Origin of the sequence: Rhizobium sp. SJZ105, assembly GCF_007828365.1 — a bacterium.
Lineage (GTDB): Bacteria > Pseudomonadota > Alphaproteobacteria > Rhizobiales > Rhizobiaceae > Agrobacterium > Agrobacterium tumefaciens.
Window position 1 is genome coordinate 200,466 of record NZ_VIUP01000003.1, and the last position, 22,803, is coordinate 223,268.

The following is a 22,803-nucleotide window of genomic DNA, read 5'->3' on the forward strand; positions in this document are numbered from 1 at the left end:
GCTTATTCCTCGGACATCAGGCCGTCATAGACTTCGAGCAGGGCGGCGGCGATGGCGGCACCCAGCGCATTCCCCGCATCGCGAATGCCTGTCTCGTCGCCGTCACGGACCGAAACGGCAAGATCGGACGCCTCGTTGGCGACGATTTCCTTTGCCCGTTCGATGGCCCAAAGGCCGAAATCGCCGCGGTTGTCGATCGATATGGTTTCCATGGCCGGGACCTTTTCTGTGGTGTGGTTTCGTCGTCCCTTAACCCATCAGCCGCAAAACCGGAATAGGGGGAGGAGAGGTTGGGGTGGTCACTCAACCCTCGGGCGTATAATTGTTTGATTCAAGCGTCAGATTTATAAGAATATTAATGATAGTTATTCGTAGTGTTTGAAGCCTTATACCTTAATCCTATGCGTGAATATAACAGTGAAACGATGCCTATCTTGGACACCGGACAGAATATGACAGGGAGAGATGTCCCGCATGCGGAAGGGCCTGGCACACACTGGCCGGTTGTTCCGCTTGCGGCTTTGCCCATCACCGATGCGACCATCGAAGAGACGGCGCAGGATTTTATCCTGCGGGCGGAACGTGAACGCGCGGCCGGCGCAAAGCCGTTCTATTCGACATCGGCGAACGGTCAGGTCATCGCACTCTGTCACCAAGACAAGGAATTCGAAGCCCTGCTGCGGCAGGCGGACCAGATTCATGCCGACGGCATGTCGCTGGTGATCTTTTCCCGCCAGTTCTGCGTGAGGGCGCTGCGGGAACGTGTGGCGACGACGGATCTCGTTCATGCGGTGGCCCGGAGGGCTGAGGCGACCGGCACGCGGTTCTATTTTCTCGGCGGTTCCGAAGAGGTGAACCGCGCGGCAGTCGAGGAAATGCAGAAGCTCTATCCACGGCTTGTTTTTGCCGGTCGGCGCAATGGTTATTTCAGACCCGGCGACGAGGAGGCGATCCTTGCCGATATCGTCGCATCGCAGACTGATATTCTCTGGGTGGGCTTCGGCATACCGCTGGAGCAACGTTTCGTCGCGCGCAATCTCGACAGGCTTTCCGACATTGCGGTGATCAAGACCTGCGGCGGTCTGTTCGATTTTCTTGCGGGCAAGAACAGCAGGGCGCCACAATGGATGCAGGATATGGGGCTCGAATGGCTCTACAGGGCCATGCTTGAGCCGAGGCGTCTCGGCAAGCGCTACCTGCTGACCAATCCCATCGCCATATATTCGCTGCTGAAGCATCGCTACGGGTTCGGGGCCGGCAAGGTCTGAAATCTGCGCATTCTCGTTAATTTTTTACCGAATTTCCCCTGACCGTCCGGTCGGTTCAGGACTGAGCTCATTTGAGCGGCATCTGCCGGCGCATGCAATCATCATATGGAGTCGCGCTATATGAGGTCGCTCTAACGTATCGGGGTGGAGGTGTCTTTCCGCGGAAAATCGTTGCAAGTGGGCGTAACGGCGGTACACTGAGCGGATATTACATATTTATTCGAATCAGAAATATATTGAGGACAGCGATGGTAATTACGTCCATTTCTCTTTTCGTATATGGGATTGGCACCGTTACTTCTCTTGCCATGACCTATATAGAAGGCGCCCGCCGCGACAAGGATTGGGACTTTTACCGGGTGACCGGTATCATCCTTTGTTTCTTCTGGCCGGTTCTTGTGCCGCTTCTCATTCTTGCAGCCGTTTTTTCGTCATTCGCTTCCCAGAAACGGCATGTGAATGGGATCTCTTTGCGCAGGGAAAAAACCCTGAGCTGAAAAGCTTAGATTAACTGCCGGACGAGCCCGCGTTCAGGCCTTTTTCGCCGGCGCCTTATAGGGCGTGAGCGTAATACCGAGGCTCGCCATGACGCGGCCGATGGACATCAGCGGTGGATGCGTGGCGGGCAGCAGCGCACCGGTTTTCAGGAATGCGGAAACGGCGCGGACCAGCGACAGGCACAGGCTGACAACGTTTTTGGCGGCAAGCAGCAGCCCGCCCTTCAGGCCGGGGCGTCGGGCGCGGTCGATGCTGTAATTAATGATCCCGGTTCGGAGCGAGCGCTCCATGATCCAGCGCGGCGCCATGCGGTTTTCCGGCACATATTCGATGATGAGGGCTTGAGCGTTCCAGGCGAATTTGAAACCCGCCTTTCGGCAACGGGTGAAGAAATCCATGTCGCCGCCGCCGAGGAAGTTGAACCGTACATCGAATTCCGGCTTTTCCAGCGTTTCGAAAACCCGCCTCGAGATCAGGCAATTGCCAGACCCATGGATTTGATCGACTACGCCGGTGGGCGCCTCGATGGAGCCGAACAGCGGGTGTGCCAGAACCGCCTTGGGTGCGGGCGCATCGAATTCGCGATCGACCGGCCCGCCGACGATATCGACGCCGAAGGATTTTGCGGCAGAGACCATTTCAGCGAGCCAGACGGGCGAGGCCGCTTCGTCGTCATCGATCATCAGAAACCACTGCGCGGATGGATAGCTCTGCCGCGCCGTGCGGAATGCCGTGTTGATGGCGTAACAATTGCCCTGCGTCGGCTCAACCAGCGTCTGGCCCATCATTCCGCTCTCGGCAAAAAAAGCGCGCGCGACGGCCAGGCCCGCCTGGCCCACCCCGTCATTATCGACGACGACGATGGCGAAGGGGAAATCGACCTTCTGGGCTGCCAGCGAGTTCAGCGTCTTCTGCAAACCTGCAGGCCTGCGGAAACTCGGAATGCACACCACCGCTTCCGGCATGATTTCGGACATGGACACTCCTAAATTCCGGCAAGGGCTGCGGCGGAAAACACGACGGCGCGCAGGCTTTGGCGCGGGCGATTGACAAATGTATCGGCAAGCGCCGAAAAGGCCTCGCGATAGCGCCGGGCGCGAAAGGCCTGCGCCACGGTATAGGCATTCATGTGATTTTCGGATTTTCGGCGAAGCCGGCGCAATTCCTGCGGCGCAATGGCGGCGACGATGGCGGGATCGGAAAACACCGCTTCGATCGCCGGTTCGCAATCCCGGAAGGTCAGAAGGCGGTTCATCATCACGCTTGTCCGGTGCACCCGGTAATCCAGCACGTGGCGGCCGGGCAGATAGGCGAAACGGCCGGAGGCAGCCAGCCGGCACCAGCCATACCAGTCTTCCGCATAACGCAATGTCTCGTCGAAACCGCCAAAATCCTGAAAGATGCGGGTTTTAACCAGCATGATGCCGCCATTGACGATGAAGTTTCCGCCCAAAAGCGGCTGAAGGATGAAACCATCAGGTTTTTCCCGCCGTCTGATGAGGTTGCGCCGCCCGATCTTGGCGCCATTCTCGTCAATGCGCTCATAATCACCGTAGACAGCAACGACGTCCGGTCCGGAGATGCCGGCGCATAGGGCGGCGATCGCCCCCGGCTTCACGCGGTCGTCGGCATCGAGAAACATCGTCCATTCACCGCGCGCCTGCGACAGGCCGAAATTGCGCACGGCGGAAACGCCCTGCCGTCCCTGCGGCCGGGCCAGCAGTTTTACGCGGGGATCGGCGAAACTTTGCACCTTTTGCGCCGTTGTGTCGGTGGAGCCGTCATCGACGACGAGCACTTCGCAAACGGTTTTCCCCTGAGACAACACGCTTTCGATCGCTTCCACGATGTAACGCTCGCCGTTGCGAACGGGAATGACAATCGAGACGGAAACCAATATTTTTACTCCATCAGGGGCGGGTCAACAATTCTCACACTGAAGTTACTACCGGATTAAGCCGACTTGCGCCAATTGTGACGTGGTATAGCGTCAGTTAACCTTGCAAATCTTTAATATCCTTTTGGCATGATCAAGATGTTATGTTTTGAGAATTAGAGCGTCGTGCGGCCATTGGGACGCATCAATGACGTTCTGACAGTTGTGATATGCGCATCGTCCCTTTCGAAAATCGCTTTCGATTTTCAGGCCGATGCGCCGGGGTTGTGGAGGCGGGCGAATGCGGATCGGGCGGCGGAATTTTCTGGGTGGCGCTGCAAGCGCGGGCCTGTTGCATGCCATGGCCGGGCAGGGCGTTGCCGCGACCAGGAAAACGTCGACAAAGATTGCCCCTTACGGTGCGGCCATCTATCTGCCGGACCTTACCGCCGATAGCCGCATCGGCGAAGCGGTGGTCAAATATTGCTCGCGCATCACACCCGTTACTGAAATGAAATGGGAGGTCATGCGGCCTTCGGCAGACGTTTTCGATTTTGCCGCTGCCGATGCGCTTGCGAACTTCGCGCGCCAGAACAAACTCACCATGCATGGTCATCCGCTTATCTGGTACGCTTCCAACGCGCCCTGGCTTGCCAGCATCGGCAGCGGCGCGAAGGTCGAGAAGTTGATGGAAACCCACATCGTCAAGGTGATGGAACGGTACAAGGACGTGATACACAGCTGGGATGTGGTCAATGAGCCTATCCCCGACGTGCCCGGCAATGTGCGCTCGCGCCGCGACGCCTGGTATTATGGCGCAGGCCCGGACGCCATCAAAAAGGCCTTTGACATCGCCCATTCCGTCGATCCGAAGGCCCAGCTTGTCCTCAACGAATATGATGTGGAATTTGCGGTCGAGAAATCGCCGGCCAAGCGCGCGGCCTTCCGCAATCTCATTCTCGAGTTGCTAGAGAAAGGCGCTCCGATCAACGCTATCGGCCTGCAGGGGCATCTGCGCGGTGGCTGGCCCATTGCGAAAGACGAGCTTGCCGCCTTTACCAAGGAAATGCGCAGTTATGGTCTTGCCGTTCTGGTGACGGAACTGGATGCGATGGACCAGACGCTTCCCGCCCCGGAAGCCGAGCGCGACATGCTGATAAACGGTCAGGTCCGCGATTTTCTCGAAGCGGCGTGCGAAGGCGGCCCGCTTTCCTCCATCACCACATGGGGCATTTCGGACCAATATACCTGGATCCGCTGGGCCTATCCCCGCCGGGATGGCACCGCGAACCGGCCGCTGCCGCTCGACTGGAGCTTCAACGAAAAACCCATGATGGCTGTCATCAATGAATTCCGGAACCGTGGTGCGTAATTATGACTGCTGAAATGCCGCTTCCTCCCGTACAAAAGGCGCTGCAAATCAATCTGCATCCCTTCGACGCACCGCATGCGGCCCTGACCGTTCCGCATCAGCTGCGGGTCTGGGGCGGGCAGGTGGACCGCATTCTCCTGACGGTGGATACCGGCCAGGTTGGAGCCGGCCGCTACAAGGGCAACGGTTTCGAGGCCGCCAGCAAACGCCTGTTTGACATGCTGGAGGAAATGCAGGCCAACTATCCGCATCTGTATGTGGATATTGCCGACTATAGCGATGCGGCGCGCAGTGCGGTGGCGGAGACGTTCTTTTCGCGCTCGCCGGTTCCTTATCCCGCCAAGGCATTCGACGGCGGGCCTTTCCATGTTTATTTCCACGGGTTGAAACGTGCCAACGCCCGTTATGTGCTGCATATGGACAGCGACATGATGTTTGGCGGCGGCAGCCAGAGCTGGTTCAACGAAGCCATTGCGCTGCAGAAGGCCAACCCGGACGCGCTCTGCATCACGCCGTTTTCCGGGCCGCCCACCGTGCGCGGCGATCTCGATATCTCCCGCCATGTCGGCATGCCGGGGGTGAAGAACATTCCCGAACCGCGCAAGCTGCCGAGCCGCGTTCCCACATGGCGGTTCGCGACCGTTTCCACCCGCCTGTTCATGATCGACATGGACCGTTTCGCCAAGCGTATCGGCTCGCTCGAACTGCTGAGACCCGACGTCAAACGGCGCATCCGTTCCTATGCCTATAATCAGCAACCGGTCTCGATGCCTGCCGAAGAGGTGCTGAGCGACAATATGATGCGCATCGGCGTATACCGGCTTGATTTCCTCGGCACGGGCAAGGGCATGTATTCGCTGCATCCGCCCTATCGCTCGCCCGAGTTTTACGCGGCGCTGGGCTCCATCGTCGAGCGCATCGAAAAGGGTGACGTTCCCGAAGGCCAGCTCGGAGATTTCGATATCAACGGATCGATGGTGGACTGGTCGAGCGCCCTTGCGGCCAAGACGCGCTCCAAACGTTACGCGAAGGCGCTGCGTCACCTGATTTCAGCGAATGTCCAGCGCTTCACTGGGGCATAGAAGGCTCGGCACTTTCTTCAAAACCGGCGCAAGTGCCTTAGAAATCTGTGATGAGCTTGCTCCAGCTTTCCGAGCTTAGCCCGCCAATATATATATCGCCGGCAAGCGCCCGATCCCGGAGGGCTTCATCCCGGGTGGCCATGCAGAAATAACCGCGATGATGGAAGGTCACGTGGTTCTGACGGTAGAGCGCGTTCATGAGAAACGGTTGCGACATGCCGGTGACATGGGCATAGTTCTCATCATCGAAATGGCGGAACAGCGCACCGAGCACGTCGTTTTCGCGACCGGCATCGCAGACGAGGTTCAGCACATAGGCGGTCCGTCCCGCCTGTCCGAAATACAGGGCAGCGCCGATGATGCGGCCTTCGGCATTTTCGATCGCCAGGCTGCTCAATTCACCAAGGGTGCCGTTGGTTTTACTCATTTCGATCAGCCAGTGGAATTCCTCGTGGGACCATTCCGGGCGGACGGAAAAACGCTCGATCATTGTCAGCGCGTTGCGTCGGAACGTTTCGAAATCCACCGGTCTGACCGTGGTGCCGGCAACTTCATTGGGCCTTATGCCCTTTTTCCACGATCGCAGGATACGGTCGACAAATCCAAGCGCCATAAGTCCGGGCTTGGATTTGACTACTTGCGAACGGCGCGGCATGCGCAGGGCAATCGCGCTGAAAGGCTTGAGCGCCTTGTGCCATTGCAGGCTTTCCATCGGCAACATGCTGCCGCCGATCGCAAGCCAATGATCGGCGCTGACGGGGGAGGCCGTGTCCGAAAACAGCATATCGTGTTTCGTCGCGCGCATGCCGCGGGACAGGCGCGCGGCGCCGAGTGCGCCGAGTTTTCCTTTCGACGCGAAAGCACATAACAACCTTGCGGTAATGGGTTTTCCGTTCGCAACAAACCGCATGGGGACGGCAAGGATAACGCTGGTAACGCCGCTCTCTCCAGCATCGTAGACAACGCTGCCATATTCGGGATCAAACACTGGACTGCTGAAAAACAATGTTTCGACGTAAGCGCCGAAGTCGAAGTTTCTATCAAGCCCGGTCTTTTTGAACGCGCTGTTGAGCACAACCTCGACAGCCGGAAGATCGTCCCTGCGCATGGGTCGAAGGCCGGGCGCAGCTGGCTGAACCGGGCGTTGTGTCGCCCCTTCGTTGTTGCTATCGTCCATATTGGTGTGTATCGGAACGTCCACCGTCGGTTTCCAGCTATTTACGCGTTTATGAAATCAACAAGCCAAAGATATATCCAGAGTTGTTAATATACGTTAAACAGAATTTCGGATCATCACCCCAGTATATTCTTAACGTAGCGAAATATCTCTGTCTTAAAATAAATATAAGCAACCTTAACAAGGGCGTATGTCTAGCCAATAATAGGGAAATCAGCAACTTAAATTTGACAGATGAAGTTTGATATGGTCAAGATTCTACCCTTATCCATATGTTGACTTCGAAAATCAGGTTCCGTTTCATTTTTCCGGGTTTCATTCCTATATGATGGAATTACTATTCCTCCGTGTATTATGGATAACTAAAAAATAGGGTTTTGACGGGATATTCATGTTACCGAGACGAAGCATCGGGTACGATGTGAGAACGTATGGAAAAAGGTAGAGAAAATTACCTGATGGATGCAGCGCATGATGAGCAGGCGAGTGTCGCCTGGCGGAATGCACTGTTTTATGTGACGTTCTTTTATTTCACGGTCGGCTTCTCGCCCTATATCTCGCTTTCCTCGACCTATCTGGGGTCCGCCATGGCGGCCGGGTCCAACCTCCTCAACCAGCTCACCGCGATCATCCTGCTCATCAGTTTCGTGGCGTTCATGGCAAAGGAGCGGTCGTCTTCCATCGTCTTTACGCCGCGTTTGCTGATGCTCGCGATCTTCGGCTGGTATATTTTTACCTCGGTGGTGGGCGGCGCGCCGGTGTTTTCGCTGCGGCGGCTTGCCATGTGCGCCATCATCTGCGTGCTCGCCAGCTGCTTCCTGCAATTGCCGCGCACCGAGCGGCATTTCACCACGCTGCTTGCCACATGCGTGCTGATCATCCTGTTCCTCTGTTATTTCGGCGTTGCTGTCCTGCCGTCGCGGTCGATCCATCAGGCAAGCGATGCGCTGGAGCCGCTCCTCGCAGGCAACTGGCGTGGGGTCTTCCGCCACAAGAACGAGGCAGCCTCGATCATGGCGGTGCTGATGATCGTCGGGATTTATCTGTGCAAGCGCTGGTCCCTTATCGGCGGCCTGGCGGTTCTGTTGCTGTCGTTGATCTTTCTCGTCAAGTCGGGTGGCAAGACCGCGCTCGGCCTGATGCCGATCATCATCGCCACGGGCTGGTTCATCGTGGGCTGGCCAAGATGGCGTTACGCGGTCGTGACCCTGCTTCTGGGAACCTTCGCCGTGGTGATCGTCGGCACGACCGTTGATCCGGTCTTTTCACAGATGCTGACGAAACTGGGGATCGACGCCAGTTTCACCGGCAGAACCGATATCTGGACCGTCTCCATAGATTATATCCGCCAAAGCCCGATCGTCGGATACGGCTACCAGGCCTTCTGGCGCAGCGACACCCTGATGACGAGCTTCACCGAGAACAATACCTGGGCAACGACGGCGCCGGATTCCCACAATGGCTATTTCGACCTTGTGCTTGGCGGCGGCGTGCCAGGTCTTATTCTGGTGCTGACGTGGATTTGTCTGATGCCGCTTCGCGATCTCGGCAAGATGGATGAGGCCACGCGCAAAAGCCCGCTGACGAAGCTCTATGTCGGCGTCTGGCTTTATGTCCTGCTCTACGGCTTTCTCGAAACGATGTTCTTCCTCAGTACCGGTTTCGTCTGGTTTTTCCTCGTCGTTGCCGTGATGGGCCTGCGTTTGCAGGCGAATGCCAGCCTTGTCGAGGATGAGGCGCAGGCGGAACCGCAATTGGCCCTGACTGGCAGTAACGCGGCCAGCGTGGCGAGGCACATCAGGGGCAAATCGCGCAGATCGTTGCTCGCAGATGATATTTTGAAATGATTTTTCGTTTCAAATGTGTAAAAGAGCCTGATATTGCGCGCGTTTGCAGCGGGTTTTGCTAAACATGCGTGGCTTAAGTCTTTGTTGTTATGCATGTCCTGTCGCAAAACCGCTCCGCATTTTGCTCGACACGCAATGAACCGGATCGGCAAGGTCAATAAATGGCAGATACAGGCGCCTGTGCGCTCGAAGCGGATGACATCCACAAGAGCTTCGGCACACACGAAGTTTTGAAGGGCGTTTCGCTGAAGGCCCACAAAGGCGATGTCATATCGATCATCGGCTCGTCCGGTTCCGGCAAGAGTACCTTCCTGCGCTGCATCAACTTTCTCGAAACGCCGGATCGCGGCCGGGTCATCGTCAATGGCGAGGAGATCGCCATGAAGATTGGCAGGGACGGCAAGGCTGTGCCGAAAAGCTGGCGGCAAGTGGAAAAGCTGCGGACAGGGCTTGGCATGGTGTTCCAGAATTTCAATCTCTGGGCCCACCGCACCGTTCTGGAAAATGTCATCGAAGCGCCTGTTCACGTTCTCGGCGTCAAGCGGCAGGAGGCGGTGGAAAAGGCCGAAGCCCTGCTGAACAAGGTTGGCCTTTACGACAAGAAAAATGCCTATCCGGCGTTCCTCTCCGGCGGGCAGCAGCAGCGCGCCGCGATTGCGCGCGCGCTCTGCGTGGAGCCGGCGGTGATGCTGTTCGACGAACCCACCTCGGCGCTCGATCCGGAACTTGTGGGCGAGGTGCTGAAGGTCATCCGCGATCTGGCCGAGGAAGGCCGCACAATGTTGCTCGTTACTCACGAGATGCGCTTTGCGCGCGATGTTTCCACCGAGGTGATGTTTCTGCATCAGGGCCGTGTGGAGGAAGCGGGGCCACCGGCGCAGGTGTTCGGCAATCCCGTAAGCGCCCGTTGCAGGGAATTTACCGGCGCGCTGGCGTGATGGCCGTTTCGCTTAGCCGTTTGTTTTAACAGGAGAGACTTTAAATGAAATTCTTCGCCACGCTGCTTGCCGGAACGGCATTTGCGGTTTCCGCCTTCACCGCCAGCGCCGATGTCCGGTTCGGCATCATGAACGAATCCTACCCACCTTTCTTCGCCAAGGATGCCAGCGGCAAGTGGCAGGGCTGGGAAATCGATCTCATGGACGCCGTCTGCGCGGAAATGAAGGAAAAATGCTCGATCGTCGAGCTTTCCTGGGATGGCCTCATCCCGGCGCTGCAGACGAAGAAGTTCGATGTTATCTGGTCGTCCATGTCCAACACGGAAGAACGCGAGAAGGTCATCGATTTCACCAACAAATATTACAACACGCCGAGCAAGCTGATCGGCGCCAAGGATGGCAAGCCGGGTGCGGCGCCGGAAGACGTCAAGGGCAAGACCATCGGTATTCAGGTCGCGACCATCCAGTCCGAATATTACAAGAAATATTTCGCTGCTGTCGCAGACGAAAAGACCTATCAGACGCTGGACGAGGCGTTTCAGGATCTCGCAGCCGGCCGTATCGACTACGTGTTCGGCGACTCGCTCGTTCTCGATGCCTTCGTGAAGAGCGATGCCGGCAAGGATTGCTGCGCCGACATGGGCAACGTTGCGGATGACAAGGAAATCCTCGGCCTTGGCGTTTCCGGCGGCCTGCGCAAGGACGACACCGAACTCAAGAACAAGCTGAACGCTGCTCTCGCCGCCGTTCGCGCCAGCGGGAAGTATGACGAGATCACCAAGAAATACTTCAGCTTCGATATCTACGGTAAGTAATTTCTCCTGACCGGTCACATAAATGGCAAGCCTTGAAACCACGCTGCAACTGCTGTCACCCTATCCTCCGGGATGGGGCGGCACCCTTTTGAAGGGTGCGGCGTCGACGCTTGCCATTTCCGCCGGTGCCTATCTGATCGGCATCGTCATCGGGCTTGCCGGTGCACTTGGCAAGCTCTCCGGCAACAGGCCGCTTGGCCTTCTGCTCAATCTCTACACGACGGCAATCCGCGCCGTTCCCGAACTGATCCTCATCGTCGGGCTTTATTACGCCGGCACTGATGGCCTGAACCGGCTGCTACAACTGGCAGGCCTGCCGCCTCTGGAAGTCAACGGTTTCGTTGCCGCTGTTGCGGTTCTGGGTTTCGTCCAGGGTGCCTATATGACCGAGGTGCTGCGCGGTGCGATCCTTGCCATTCCGAACGGGCAGATCGAGGCGGCGCGCGCCTTCGGCATGTCGCCGGCCTTGCGTTTCCGCCGTGTGGTCTTGCCGGCACTGTTGCCGAACGCCCTGCCGGGCCTTGCCAATCTCTGGCTTGCGGTAACGAAGGATAGCGCGCTGGTGGCGGTTGTCGGTTATCAGGAGCTGGCGCTTGCGACACGGCTGGCGGGCGCCAGCACCAAGCAATATTTCCTGTTCTTTCTTGCCGCAGCCCTGCTTTACCTTGCCATTACGCTGGTTTCCAACCTCGTCTTTTCGCTGCTGGAGCGCCGCGTGCGGCGCGGCCAGCCGGCGTTGGCATAAAGGGCAAGCGGCATGGATTTTTCATGGATCGCCAAATATTGGCCGCTGCTTCTGTCCGGTGCCTGGCAAACGCTGGCGCTGCTCGTGATCTCCGTCAGCATTGGTTTTCTTCTCGCTATAGGGCTTGCCTTCGCGCAGGTCAGCGGCGGGCGGGTGACAAAAATTCTGGCGCGCGCCTATTGCACCTTCTTTCGCGGCACACCGCTTCTGATCCAGCTCTGGTTGCTCTATTATGGCGTCGGCTCGTTTCTGCCGATGATCCCCGGCTTGCGTCAGAGTTTCATGTGGCCGGTGCTGCGCGAGGGCTTCTTTTTCGCCGCCGTCAGCTTCACACTGAATTACGCGGCCTATGAGGCCGAGGTTCTGCGCGGCGCGTTGCTGGCTGTGCCAAAGGGTGAGCTGGAGGCGGGCCGGGCTTTCGGCATGGGCCGTTTCACCCTTATTCGCCGCATCTGGCTGCCGCGCGCCATCCGCATCGCGCTGCCGACAATTGCGGGCGAGGTGGTGATGCAGCTCAAAGCCACGCCGCTTGCCTTTACCGTGACGGTGATGGACCTCTACGCCGTCGCCTACAAGGTGCGGCAGGACACGCTGCTCGTCTATGAGCCGCTGATCGTCGTCACCGTCTTTTATCTCATTCTCACCGCCATAATTGCCCGCTGTTTCGGTCTCATCGAACAGCAGGTGCCGGTCCGGCGGTAAACCGTTCAAGGAGCATGAACATGGGCACTATCCGTATTCTCGACGGCGGCATGAGCCGCGAATTGCAGCGGCTCGGCGCCGAGCTGAAACAACCGGAATGGTCGGCGCTGGCGCTCATCAATTCACCTGATATCGTGCGGCAGGTGCATCAGGAATTCATCGAGGCCGGTGCCGATGTCGTCACCACCAATTCCTATGCGCTGGTGCCGTTCCATATCGGCGAGGAGCGTTTCCAGAAGGATGGCGCATCGCTGATCGCCCTTTCCGGCAGGCTGGCACGAGAGGCTGCGGATGCCTCCGGCCGCGACGTGCTGGTGGCCGGTTCGCTGCCGCCGATCTTCGGCTCCTATGAGCCGCAGAATTTCGATGCAACGCGGGTACAGGACTATCTGAAGGTGCTGGTCGACAATCTCGCTCCTTCTGTAGATGTCTGGCTGGGTGAGACGCTGAGCCTGATCGCCGAAGGCGAAGCGGTGCGGGAAGCCGTGGCCGCAACCGGCAAACCGTTCTGGATTTCCTTCACGTTGAACGACGATGCGGCTGCGACAGGCGGTGGCGAGCCTGCGCTGCGCTCTGGTGAAACGGTAAAGGCGGCGGCCGAATGGGCCGCGCAATCTGGCGCTGCCGCCCTGCTGTTCAATTGCAGCAAGCCGGAAATCATGAAAGCCGCCGTGGAAACGGCGTCCGCCGTCTTCGCGGAAAAGGGCGTTTCGCTTGAGATCGGCGTTTATGCCAATGCCTTCGAAGGTGAACAGGGCGATTCCGCCGCCAATGAAGGTCTGCACGGCACGCGCACCGACCTGACCGACGATGTCTATTCGCGGTTCGCCTGCTCCTGGGCGGATGCCGGCGCAACCATGATCGGCGGCTGCTGCGGCATTGGCGCTGCCCATATCCACACGGTTGCAACGGCATTGCGGCGCGCAGCCGCCTGAAGTCTTCGACAGGCTCCCAGCGACATTGAGTTGAAAGCGGCAGGCTCAACGCCTGCCGCTTTTTTTCGTTGCGGCCATTGACCTCAACTATAGTTGAGGAATTATCAGGGAGTGGAACATTACTGAAGGACGTTCCATGAGCGATAATACACTCTCCATCCGGATCATTTTTGGCAGTGCCCGCAATCCGCGGTTCTGCGATGTCATCGGCAAATGGCTGCAGGACCGGCTCGGCGCATTGCCGGGGATCGAGTTTGCGGTGCTCGACCCGCGCGAACTTGATCTGCCGCAGAGCCACACGCCCGACCGCGCCTCCGTGCGGCAACTTCGTGAAAGCCTTGATGCCGCCGATGCCTTCATCGTCGTCACACCGGAATATAATCGCAGCTACCCCGGCGCGCTGAAGGTCCTGATCGATTCCGCCTATGACGAATGGGGCGCCAAGCCGGTGGCCTTCGTTTCCTATGGCGGGATTTCCGGCGGCCTGCGCGCTGTCGAGCAGCTTCGCCCCGTGTTTGCGGAACTGCATGCCACGACGATCCGCGATGTCGTCAGCTTTGCAAATCCCTGGGACCGTGTCGATGCCGCCGGGCAGTTCGACCCCGGAGCGCCAGCGGCAAGCGCGCTGGAAACGATGATGGGCAAGCTGGGCTGGTGGGCGCATGCGTTGAATAAGGCGCGTTCCGCAACGCCCTACAAAGGGGCTTGAGAATGACTGACAATTCCCCGGCGCTGAAACTCACGCTTCTGTTCGTCGCCACACTCACCATCATGGCCGGAACCACGGTTGCGCCCTCGCTGCCCGCCATCGAACAGAGCTTCCTGTCGACGCCGAATGTCGAGATCATGAGCCGCATGGTGCTGACGTTACCATCGGTTTTCGTGGCTCTTTGCGCGCCGGTCGCCGGCGTGCTGGCGGATCGGTTCGGCCGCAAGCGGCTGCTGCTCGGCGCGATCCTGCTTTACAGCCTTTCCGGCATGTCCGGGCTTTTTGCCGATAGTCTTGCGGGCCTGCTCGTTGGCCGGGCCTTTCTGGGGTTTGCGATCGGCGGCATCATGACGATCGGCACGGCGCTGGTGGGCGATTATTTCGAAGGCCCGGCGCGGGAGCGTTATCTCGGCCTGCAACAGGCCTTCACCCAGCTTGGCGGTGTCGTTTTCGTGGTGGCGGGCTGCTTGCTTGCGGATGTTCACTGGCGCGCGCCCTTCGCGGTCTATGCCGTGGCGCTGCTCATTCTGCCGGCGGCACTGTTGTTTTTGCGGGAGCCGGCAAGAAACAATAGCCACGTTAAAAACGGCGGCGAACAGGCTTTTGCGGTCAACTGGTTTCTGGTGGCCGTGCTGGCACTGGCGGCATTTCTCGTCAACGCCCTGTTTTACACCATCCCCTCGCAATTGCCGTTTTTCCTGCGGGAGCTTGGGCTGTTTTCCGGCAGCGTTGCCGGATACGCCATCGGCATCTTCAATCTGGCGGGCGCGCTGATGGCGCTCAACTTCGGTCGGTTGGGGGCGCGGATTGGCGTGACCGTTATTCTGGCGGTCGGGCTGGTGTTGATGGCAACGGGTTTTGCGCTGCTTGCCGCGGCAGACGGGTTGGTTTCCATGCTTTCGGCGCTTGCGGTGGTGGGCCTTGGCCTCGGTGCTGTGATGCCGGCTATCATGTCCACGACGATCATGCTTGCGCCGCTGCGGTTGCGCGGGCGTATTGCCGGCGTCGTTACGGCATCGATGTTTCTCGGGCATTTCATATCGCCGCTGGCAAGCCAGCCTTGGATCGCCCGGTTCGGTTTTGCCGTGACCTATCGCGATATTTCCACGGCGTTCACCGTCATGGCCGGTCTTGCCGTCATGGCTTCCATAATTCAGCGATGGGCGGCGGTGCGAAAGCCACGGTCTTTTGCCCGGGGTGGATGAAACGCTCTCTTTGACGTTGTCACTGATCGATGGGGACGGGGGCAACAGCCCTCGTCAATGTTTTGCCCACTGACATTTCCTGTAGCCGGCATGAATATTGTAAGAAAACCAACGAAGCGCGGCTGTGAGACGATCAGCCGTTTTCCGTTCTTTTCCCTCGAAATGTGGCCCGGGGTTTCCGCTTGCTGGCGGACGTGTGCCGCCCGCATAATGGTGACCTGTGTGCATTTGCGCGTTAAATGCGTAAAATGGCGCACCCGACAGGATTCGAACCTGTGACCTTTGGAATCGGAATCCAACACTCTATCCAGCTGAGCTACGGGTGCAGCGGTCACGCTTGAATCGCGTGCAGCGGTTGGTTCATACCCCAGCTTTCTTTCCGCATCAATGTCTAAAAATCAAAGATTTACGAAATGGGGCCTGTTTTCCGGTGAGGGGGAGAGCGTGGGTTGCTGTGAGGGCTGCTGTCTGCATGTTTGCGATAGCAGGGCGGTATGTTGTTTGCGGTATTGCGTTTCTTCCTGATAAGACGTTTCCCTTTTAAGTAGTATTTTACGTCTGCATCCAGCGGCTGTCCTGGCACTTTTGTACACAGGCGGGTTGATTGTCGTATTGCCTTTCAAACTAGGCGGGGGAGATGGTTTTTGACCCTAAAAATCGGTGGGTAAATAATCATACTTTTCTTTTGCGCCCGATGGTGATTACGAGACAGGGGTTGTCGCAATGGGTATTAACTGTCAAATTATTATACAATATTAGTATCATCTACATTTATTTGGGATACAGTTTAGTCCTGTTGTCGGTTATCATTCCGGCAGGGTTAAGGAACGAATCAGGCGGGGGATCGGATGGCTTTGCAATTGGCACATAGCAACGGGCCACGTGCGGAAAAGGCCGAAAGCGGGGGCACGCAGGCGGAACATTTAAACGCTATCGACTATGGATTGTTGACGACCGCGATCGGTTATCATTTGAGGCACTCGCAACTTGCCGTGGCAAACGGCTTTTCCGACGTGCTGGCGGAGATGGGATTGCGGCCGGCCGATTTTTCCGTTCTCGTCATAGTCGGCGGCAATCCGGGCCTCAAGCAGAGCGATGTGGCCGAGGCACTTGGCATACAGCGTGCCAATTTCGTCGCGATCGTCGATAGCATGGAAAGCAAGGGATTGCTTGTCCGCCGCAGGTCGGAAGAGGACAGGCGCGTTCATTTCCTCGACATGACGGATGAGGGCAGCAGCCTTCTTGAGCGCCTTTCCGATGCATGGCGTGACCGCGAGGAAAAGCTGATCGACCGGATCGGCGGCAAAAAAGCCCGTGACCAGCTGCTGGCCCTGCTTGGACGCCTGCGGGACTGAGCGGTATCGGTCAAGCCCGTCGGCAATCCCCCTGCCTCTCCCTTTCACGAGGGTCTGATTGGTAGCGGGTCGATTTGCGTTGCAATTTTCCTGCGAAACGGCCAAGACGCCGTGGACGTGCGTACGCCTTTGGCGCTCGTCATGCCGCAACTGCGCAATGTTCTGGAAAGGCCCGAAACGGGAACGCCATGCTGATTATCGACACGAGCCATCCGCTTTATCGCCGCTTGTGGGTCAGATTGCTCATCGTCGGCTTTTGCGCCGCCTGGTCCGTCATCGAATTCGTCAATCGCGAATTTTTCTGGGGCACGGTTGTCGGCGGCGTGGCGGTCTATGCGGCCTATGAGTTGTTGCTGAAGTTCAAGCCCGCCAGCGAGGAGAACGCTGCAGGCAAGGCTGACGCGACCAGGGACGATTCAGACGAGCCAGTGGAAAGCGCACCCACGGATAGAAACGACGCCGGCTGAGGCGAGCTTTCCGGGCGTAAAACCGCTACCTGCCTCTACTGGAAATGTTCACGGGTTCGCAGCATCCGGATCGCCTGGTCAATCAGGAGATTTGCCGCTGTCATGCGCAGCGTCGCATTGTGCCGGAATTCCGGTCTCACTCCGTCGGGATGATTGAGCCTTGCGAAGGCGCGGCGCTTTTCCGCAAGCGTTACGGCGGTGTCGGTTTCATGGATGGCCAGCTCTGCTGAAACATCCGCGAGCGAGGTCTTTTCGAGATGGGCCGGCATAGGTTCGGGTTGGGGTTCCGGCTGGGGCTCGGCAAGCGCAACGGGCTCCGGCAGAAAGGCCAGATAGGCGTCGAGACTGGCGTTACCCGGTTGCGGTGCATCCGGATAGGTATCCACGACGAAGCCAGAACTGAAACCCACAATACGATGACCGGTGGGCGGCGTCGGCTCGGCGCTTTCGTCTTCTTTTTCCTGTCTCAGTCTTTCAACGACCGACTCGAAGACGGATTGTCCGAAAAGCATGCGGCTATTCCCTGGGCAGGTCCCGATAAATCCGGCCTCTATATACAATGAAGTTGGCGTCTGGCTTGCCTTCCTCAAAAGCCCGTCAGTTTGCGGCTTTCATCCAGAACCAGATCGTAGAGCAGCCGGGCGCTGGGCGGCAAAACGCGGCCTTTGGTGGTGATGATGCTGTATGGCTTGACGACAAGCTCGAAATCCGTCGGCAGGATGCGGGTGCGGCCGATATCGGCCTGCTGGCCGGCCACGAACTCGGCCATGTCCTGCGCGATTGGCGCAATTGCATCCGTGTTGCAGATAAGGGCAAGCGTCAGCACCACGGATGGCGTGTTGATGACGTTGCGCGGCATGGCGACGCCGTGAGTGAGGAACACGTCTTCCATCGTTCTGCGCAAAAGCGCGCCGGGCGGCTGGAAGACCCAGTCGTAACCGGACAGATCCTGCAATGTCACGGGCTCGCCGTGGAGCAGGGGATGGCCCTCGCGAACCACCAGACAGGCGCGCTCGATGCCAATTTCATGGATGGAGAACAGGCCGGGGTCGAAATCATCGGGGATGCGGCCGATGATGAAATCGTGACGTGCGGCCAGAAGTTCCCGCGCCAGCACGTTGCTACTTTCCACCTGCACGTTGATCTCGATACCGGGATAGGTGTCCATCGCCCGTCTTATGGCGGGCACGACCAGGCTGATGGCCGGTGCGGTGACGGCGCCGATATAAACCGATCCGCCGCTGCCGGATTTCATCTGGTTGAGTTCGCGGCTCGCCTCACGCAGCTCCAGCAATATGGTGCGGGCGCGCCGCGCCAGCGCCTCGCCGAACTTGGTCAGCACCACACCGCGCGACGCTCTCTGACAGAGCGGGCTTTTGACGATTGCTTCCATTTCCGAGAGCATGCGCGATGCCGCCGGCTGCGTCATGTTCATGGCGGCGGCGGCGGCGCTGACCTGCCCGTGCTCCTCGATCATGACCAGCATGCGCAGGTGGCTCATCTTCAAGCCGGCGCGCAGCAAAGGGTTGTCTTCGAAGACGAAGAGCGCATCCGCTGTTTGCGTCTGCTCATACACTTTTTGGTTGCTCATTCGCCGGTTTATACCCCTCAATGGTTATTGTATCGATTTAATATATCATAATTGATATACGTAAACTGATTTATTCTATTTGACAGTTATATGGATTCAGAACAATTTGCGGAATGCCGGGGAGGAGCGGCATCTGTTCCATTTCGCAGTTGCGAGATCGGAACGGGCGCAATGCGGCTTCTTCCTCTGATGGCATGAATTTTATGGTGCAACGCAACAAGCGGGTACCAAAGAGGGTTCAAGGGAGAGAGTTAATGAAGTCCATTATTTCGCTGATGGCGGCTTGTGCCATCGGTGCTGCTTCCTTTGCAGCGCCGGCTTTCGCGCAGGACAAGGGTTCTGTCGGTATCGCCATGCCGACAAAGTCTTCCGCGCGCTGGATCGATGACGGCAACAATATCGTCAAGCAGCTGCAGGAAGCCGGTTACACGACCGATCTGCAATACGCCGACGACGATATTCCGAATCAGCTTTCCCAGATCGAAAACATGGTCACCAAGGGCGTTAAGGTCCTCGTGATTGCTTCGATCGACGGCACGACCCTGTCGGACGTTCTGAAGCAGGCTGGTCAGCAGGGCATCAAGGTCATCGCTTATGACCGTCTCATCCGCAACAGCGGCGACGTCAGCTACTACGCCACTTTCGACAACTTCCAGGTTGGCGTTCTGCAGGCAACTTCGATCGTCGACAAGCTTGGCCTGAAGGACGGCAAGGGTCCGTTCAACATCGAGCTGTTCGGCGGTTCTCCTGACGACAACAACGCCTTCTTCTTCTACGATGGCGCGATGTCGGTTCTGAAGCCCTACATCGACAGCGGCAAGCTGGTCGTAAAGTCGGGCCAGATGGGAATGGACAAGGTCGGTACGCTGCGTTGGGATCCGGCAACGGCCCAGGCTCGCATGGATAACCTCTTGTCGGCTTATTACACGGACGCAAAGGTTGACGCTGTTCTGTCGCCCTATGACGGTCTGTCCATCGGCATCATCTCCTCGCTGAAGGGCGTTGGTTATGGCACGAAGGACCAGCCGCTGCCGGTCGTTTCCGGTCAGGACGCTGAAGTTCCGTCGGTCAAGTCGATCATTGCTGGCGAACAGTATTCGACCATCTTCAAGGACACTCGCGAACTCGCGAAGGTTACTGTTGGCATGGTCAACGCCGTTCTGCAGGGCAAAGAGCCTGAGGTGAACGACACCAAGACCTATGAAAATGGCGTCAAGGTTGTTCCGTCCTACCTGCTCAAGCCGGTTGCCGTGACCAAGGACAACTACAAGCAGGTTCTCGTCGACGGTGGTTACTACACCGCAGACCAGCTGAAATAAGCCTGCAACACATGCGGGGATGGCTTGGCGCCGTCCCCGTTTTTCCATAAAAATAAAAACGCCTGAATTAATCGGGCGCTGGATTGCGATATGGCCAATACCATTCTCGAAATGCGGAACATCACCAAGACGTTTCCGGGCGTAAAAGCGCTTGAGAACGTCAACCTTAAGGTAAAGGAAGGTGAGATCCACGCGCTCGTTGGCGAGAACGGCGCTGGAAAGTCGACCTTGATGAAGGTCCTTTCCGGTGTTTATCCCGCTGGCACCTATGAGGGCGAGATCCACTATGAAGGTGCTGTGCGAAATTTTCGCGCCATCAACGACAGCGAAGATATTGGTATCATCATCATTCACCAGGAGCTTGCGCTTGTGCCGCTCCTGTCGATTGCCGAAAATATTTTCCTTGGCAACGAGGTCGCTTCGGGCGGCGTCATCAACTGGCAGCAGACCTTCAACCGTACCCGCGAACTTCTGAAGAAGGTGGGCCTGAAGGAATCGCCGGAGACGCTGATTACGGATATCGGCGTCGGCAAGCAGCAGCTGGTCGAAATCGCCAAGGCGTTGTCGAAGAGCGTGAAGCTTCTCATCCTTGATGAGCCGACCGCCTCGCTCAACGAGAGCGATTCCGAGGCTCTGCTCAACCTTTTGATCGAGTTCCGCAAGCAGGGCATGACGTCGATCATCATCACCCACAAGCTCAACGAAGTGCGCAAGGTGGCCGACCAGATCACCGTGCTGCGCGACGGCATGACGGTGAAGACGCTCGACTGTCATCAGGAAGAAATCAGCGAGGACGTCATCATTCGCAACATGGTGGGACGCGATCTAGAAGATCGTTATCCGCCGCGCGACGTGCCGATCGGCGAGACCATTCTCGAAGTGAAGAACTGGAACGCCTATCACCAGCAGCACCGCGACCGGAAGGTCCTGCACGACATCAACGTCACTGTGCGCAAGGGCGAAGTCGTCGGCATTGCCGGGCTGATGGGGGCAGGGCGCACGGAATTCGCCATGAGCGTGTTCGGCAAGTCCTACGGCCACAAGATCACCGGCGACGTTCTGATCGACGGCAAGCCCGTGGATGTCAGCACCGTGCGCAAGGCAATCGATGCCGGTCTTGCCTATGTGACCGAAGACCGCAAACATCTCGGTCTGGTGCTCAACGACAACATTCTGCACAACACCACGCTTGCCAATCTGGCCGGCGTGTCGAAGGCCAGCGTCATCGACGACATCAAGGAAATGAAGGTGGCGAGCGATTTCCGCACACGCCTTCGCATCCGCTCTTCAGGCATCTTTCAGGAAACGGTCAATCTTTCGGGCGGCAACCAGCAGAAGGTCGTGCTTTCCAAGTGGCTATTCTCCAATCCTGATGTCCTGATCCTCGACGAGCCGACACGCGGTATCGACGTTGGCGCGAAATACGAAATCTACACCATCATCAACCAGCTCGCTGCCGACGGCAAAGGCGTTCTGATGATCTCATCGGAAATGCCTGAATTGCTCGGCAATTGCGACCGCATCTACGTCATGAACGAAGGCCGCATCGTCGCTGAATTGCCGAAGGGAGAGGCGAGCCAGGAAAGCATCATGCGCGCTATCATGCGCTCAGGGGAGAAGAACTCATGAGTTCGGCAAACACCACAAACGAAGAAAGCAACGTCATCTCGGTCGGGTCGTATATTCGCTCCAATATCCGCGAATATGGCATGCTGATCGCGCTCGTCGCTATCATGGTTTTCTTCCAGTTCTATACCGGCGGCATTCTGTTCCGGCCCGTGAACCTGACCAACCTCATCCTGCAGAACTCGTTCATCGTCATCATGGCGCTTGGCATGCTGCTGGTCATCGTGGCCGGACATATCGACCTTTCGGTCGGTTCCATCGTCGCCTTCGTCGGCGCGATTGCGGCCATATTGACCGTGCAGTGGGGCATGAACCCGTTTCTCGCGGCGCTGATTTGTCTTGTCATCGGCGGCATCATCGGTGCTGCCCAGGGTTACTGGATCGCCTATCATCGCATCCCGTCGTTCATCGTGACGCTGGCGGGCATGCTTGTGTTCCGCGGCCTCACGCTTTTTGTGCTCGGCGGCAAGAACATCGGCCCGTTCCCGACGGATTTCCAGATCATCAGCACCGGCTTCCTGCCTGATATCGGTGGCATCGAAGGTCTGAACACGACGTCGATGATCCTGACATTGGTGATTACGGTCGTGCTGTTCTATCTGGCGTGGCGCCGTCGCGTGGTGAACGTGAAGCACGGCATCGACGTGGAGCCGTTCGGTTTCTTCATTGTGCAGAACCTGCTCATCTCAGGCGCTATTCTGTTCCTTGGCTATCAGCTGTCCACCTATCGTGGCCTGCCTAACGTCCTGATCGTGATGCTGGTTCTGATTGCGCTTTACAGCTTCGTGACGCGCCGCACGACCATTGGCCGCCGCGTTTACGCCATGGGCGGCAACGAGAAGGCGACCAAGCTTTCCGGTATCAACACCGAACGCCTGAGCTTCCTAACCTTCGTCAACATGGGCGTACTGGCCGGTCTGGCCGGCATGATCATCGCGACACGCCTCAACTCGGCAACGCCGAAGGCAGGCGTTGGCTTCGAGCTTGATGTGATCGCGGCCTGCTTCATTGGCGGTGCTTCGGCCTCCGGCGGCGTTGGCAAGATCACCGGTGCTGTTATCGGTGCCTTCATCATGGGCGTCATGAACAACGGCATGTCGATCGTCGGCCTCGGCATCGACTTCCAGCAGATGGTCAAGGGCCTCGTGCTGCTCGCTGCCGTGTTCTTCGACGTCTACAACAAGAACAAGGGCTGATTGCCCAGCCAATATAGCAAGTCAAAAAAGTGGCCGGTTTCCGGCCACTTTCATAAGGTGAAGGCGCAACGCGCCGAAGA

Annotated in this window: 22 protein-coding genes and 1 tRNA gene; 16 read left to right on the top strand and 7 right to left on the bottom strand. The window is 57.8% G+C overall.

What is annotated here, in order from left to right; all coding sequences use genetic code 11:
- Nucleotides 1-2: 2 nt before the first annotated feature.
- Nucleotides 3-212 carry a hypothetical protein gene (locus FB593_RS27535; protein ID WP_003513853.1) on the bottom strand — a complete coding sequence of 70 codons (210 nt, stop codon included), beginning with the start codon at nucleotides 210-212 and terminating at the stop codon, nucleotides 3-5.
- A gap of 240 nt (nucleotides 213-452) precedes the next feature.
- Between FB593_RS27535 and uppL the strand changes: the two genes are divergently transcribed.
- The gene (gene uppL, locus FB593_RS13045) at nucleotides 453-1,268 is read left to right on the top strand and encodes a polysaccharide biosynthesis UDP-hexose transferase UppL (protein ID WP_034502051.1); all 816 of its coding nucleotides are present in this window, start codon (nucleotides 453-455) and stop codon (nucleotides 1,266-1,268) included.
- 530 nt (nucleotides 1,269-1,798) lie between these two features.
- Here the strand turns inward: uppL and uppJ are convergent.
- Together uppJ and uppH are read right to left on the bottom strand one after the other, a co-directional pair.
- Complete coding sequence (uppJ, locus tag FB593_RS13055) at nucleotides 1,799-2,743, bottom strand: polysaccharide biosynthesis UDP-hexose transferase UppJ (RefSeq protein WP_111798643.1); 945 nt, start codon at nucleotides 2,741-2,743, stop codon at nucleotides 1,799-1,801.
- A gap of 8 nt (nucleotides 2,744-2,751) precedes the next feature.
- Nucleotides 2,752-3,663, bottom strand: a complete 912-nt coding sequence (uppH, locus tag FB593_RS13060; RefSeq protein ID WP_013636689.1) for a polysaccharide biosynthesis endo-1,4-beta-xylanase UppH — start codon at nucleotides 3,661-3,663, stop codon at nucleotides 2,752-2,754.
- A gap of 280 nt (nucleotides 3,664-3,943) precedes the next feature.
- Here uppH and uppI point away from each other — a divergent pair, with 280 nt between their 5' ends.
- Both uppI and uppG read left to right on the top strand, forming a co-directional pair.
- Entirely contained in the window at nucleotides 3,944-5,014 is a 1,071-nt protein-coding gene (gene uppI / locus FB593_RS13065) for a polysaccharide biosynthesis UDP-hexose transferase UppI (RefSeq protein ID WP_003513843.1), read from the top strand.
- A 2-nt stretch (nucleotides 5,015-5,016) separates the two neighbouring features.
- Complete coding sequence (uppG, locus tag FB593_RS13070) at nucleotides 5,017-6,096, top strand: polysaccharide biosynthesis glycosyltransferase UppG (protein ID WP_013636687.1); 1,080 nt, start codon at nucleotides 5,017-5,019, stop codon at nucleotides 6,094-6,096.
- 37 nt (nucleotides 6,097-6,133) lie between these two features.
- On the opposite strand, the gene FB593_RS13075 is transcribed toward uppG, so the two are convergent.
- Nucleotides 6,134-7,204, bottom strand: a complete 1,071-nt coding sequence (locus tag FB593_RS13075; RefSeq protein WP_186447924.1) for a GNAT family N-acetyltransferase — start codon at nucleotides 7,202-7,204, stop codon at nucleotides 6,134-6,136.
- 500 nt (nucleotides 7,205-7,704) lie between these two features.
- On the opposite strand from FB593_RS13075, the gene uppW reads away from it, so the two are divergent.
- From uppW to FB593_RS13115, 8 genes are all read left to right on the top strand, one after another.
- Nucleotides 7,705-9,120, top strand: coding sequence for a Wzy-type polysaccharide biosynthesis protein UppW (gene uppW, locus FB593_RS13080; RefSeq protein ID WP_145166660.1), 1,416 nt, complete (start codon nucleotides 7,705-7,707; stop codon nucleotides 9,118-9,120).
- A 161-nt stretch (nucleotides 9,121-9,281) separates the two neighbouring features.
- Nucleotides 9,282-10,058 carry an ABC transporter ATP-binding protein gene (locus tag FB593_RS13085; RefSeq protein ID WP_013636684.1) on the top strand — a complete coding sequence of 259 codons (777 nt, stop codon included), beginning with the start codon at nucleotides 9,282-9,284 and terminating at the stop codon, nucleotides 10,056-10,058.
- A gap of 44 nt (nucleotides 10,059-10,102) precedes the next feature.
- On the top strand, nucleotides 10,103-10,873 hold the full coding sequence (locus FB593_RS13090) for a transporter substrate-binding domain-containing protein (RefSeq protein ID WP_003513835.1): 771 nt from the start codon (nucleotides 10,103-10,105) through the stop codon (nucleotides 10,871-10,873).
- Between the two features lie 22 nt (nucleotides 10,874-10,895).
- On the top strand, nucleotides 10,896-11,618 hold the full coding sequence (locus tag FB593_RS13095; protein WP_013636682.1) for an ABC transporter permease: 723 nt from the start codon (nucleotides 10,896-10,898) through the stop codon (nucleotides 11,616-11,618).
- Nucleotides 11,619-11,630: 12 nt separating this feature from the next.
- On the top strand, nucleotides 11,631-12,320 hold the full coding sequence (locus FB593_RS13100; RefSeq protein ID WP_013636681.1) for an ABC transporter permease: 690 nt from the start codon (nucleotides 11,631-11,633) through the stop codon (nucleotides 12,318-12,320).
- A gap of 20 nt (nucleotides 12,321-12,340) precedes the next feature.
- Entirely contained in the window at nucleotides 12,341-13,255 is a 915-nt protein-coding gene (locus FB593_RS13105; protein ID WP_080797879.1) for a homocysteine S-methyltransferase family protein, read from the top strand.
- Nucleotides 13,256-13,391: 136 nt separating this feature from the next.
- The gene (locus FB593_RS13110; RefSeq protein ID WP_080797881.1) at nucleotides 13,392-13,964 is read left to right on the top strand and encodes an NADPH-dependent FMN reductase; all 573 of its coding nucleotides are present in this window, start codon (nucleotides 13,392-13,394) and stop codon (nucleotides 13,962-13,964) included.
- A gap of 2 nt (nucleotides 13,965-13,966) precedes the next feature.
- Nucleotides 13,967-15,169, top strand: coding sequence for an MFS transporter (locus FB593_RS13115; protein WP_145166661.1), 1,203 nt, complete (start codon nucleotides 13,967-13,969; stop codon nucleotides 15,167-15,169).
- A gap of 249 nt (nucleotides 15,170-15,418) precedes the next feature.
- On the opposite strand, the gene FB593_RS13120 is transcribed toward FB593_RS13115, so the two are convergent.
- Nucleotides 15,419-15,495, bottom strand: a tRNA-Arg gene (locus FB593_RS13120).
- 522 nt (nucleotides 15,496-16,017) lie between these two features.
- On the opposite strand from FB593_RS13120, the gene FB593_RS13125 reads away from it, so the two are divergent.
- Together FB593_RS13125 and FB593_RS13130 are read left to right on the top strand one after the other, a co-directional pair.
- Nucleotides 16,018-16,524, top strand: a complete 507-nt coding sequence (locus tag FB593_RS13125) for a MarR family winged helix-turn-helix transcriptional regulator (RefSeq protein WP_003513721.1) — start codon at nucleotides 16,018-16,020, stop codon at nucleotides 16,522-16,524.
- Nucleotides 16,525-16,712: 188 nt separating this feature from the next.
- On the top strand, nucleotides 16,713-16,991 hold the full coding sequence (locus tag FB593_RS13130; RefSeq protein WP_013636677.1) for a hypothetical protein: 279 nt from the start codon (nucleotides 16,713-16,715) through the stop codon (nucleotides 16,989-16,991).
- 35 nt (nucleotides 16,992-17,026) lie between these two features.
- On the opposite strand, the gene FB593_RS13135 is transcribed toward FB593_RS13130, so the two are convergent.
- Both FB593_RS13135 and FB593_RS13140 read right to left on the bottom strand, forming a co-directional pair.
- A complete protein-coding gene (locus FB593_RS13135; RefSeq protein WP_065702267.1) occupies nucleotides 17,027-17,503 on the bottom strand; it encodes a hypothetical protein in 477 nt (158 codons plus the stop codon).
- A gap of 74 nt (nucleotides 17,504-17,577) precedes the next feature.
- Nucleotides 17,578-18,582 (bottom strand): LysR family transcriptional regulator, encoded by a 1,005-nt coding sequence (locus tag FB593_RS13140; RefSeq protein WP_003513718.1) that lies wholly within the window; start codon nucleotides 18,580-18,582, stop codon nucleotides 17,578-17,580.
- A gap of 254 nt (nucleotides 18,583-18,836) precedes the next feature.
- Between FB593_RS13140 and chvE the strand changes: the two genes are divergently transcribed.
- The 3 genes from chvE (at nucleotide 18,837) to gguB (ending at nucleotide 22,723) form a co-directional block, all read left to right on the top strand.
- Nucleotides 18,837-19,901, top strand: a complete 1,065-nt coding sequence (chvE, locus tag FB593_RS13150; RefSeq protein ID WP_003513717.1) for a sugar ABC transporter substrate-binding protein ChvE — start codon at nucleotides 18,837-18,839, stop codon at nucleotides 19,899-19,901.
- A gap of 90 nt (nucleotides 19,902-19,991) precedes the next feature.
- Entirely contained in the window at nucleotides 19,992-21,530 is a 1,539-nt protein-coding gene (gguA, locus tag FB593_RS13155; RefSeq protein WP_003513716.1) for a sugar ABC transporter ATP-binding protein GguA, read from the top strand.
- A complete protein-coding gene (gene gguB / locus FB593_RS13160) occupies nucleotides 21,527-22,723 on the top strand; it encodes a sugar ABC transporter permease GguB (protein ID WP_003513714.1) in 1,197 nt (398 codons plus the stop codon). The genes gguA and gguB overlap by 4 nt, the downstream gene beginning before the upstream one ends.
- Nucleotides 22,724-22,803: the final 80 nt, after the last annotated feature.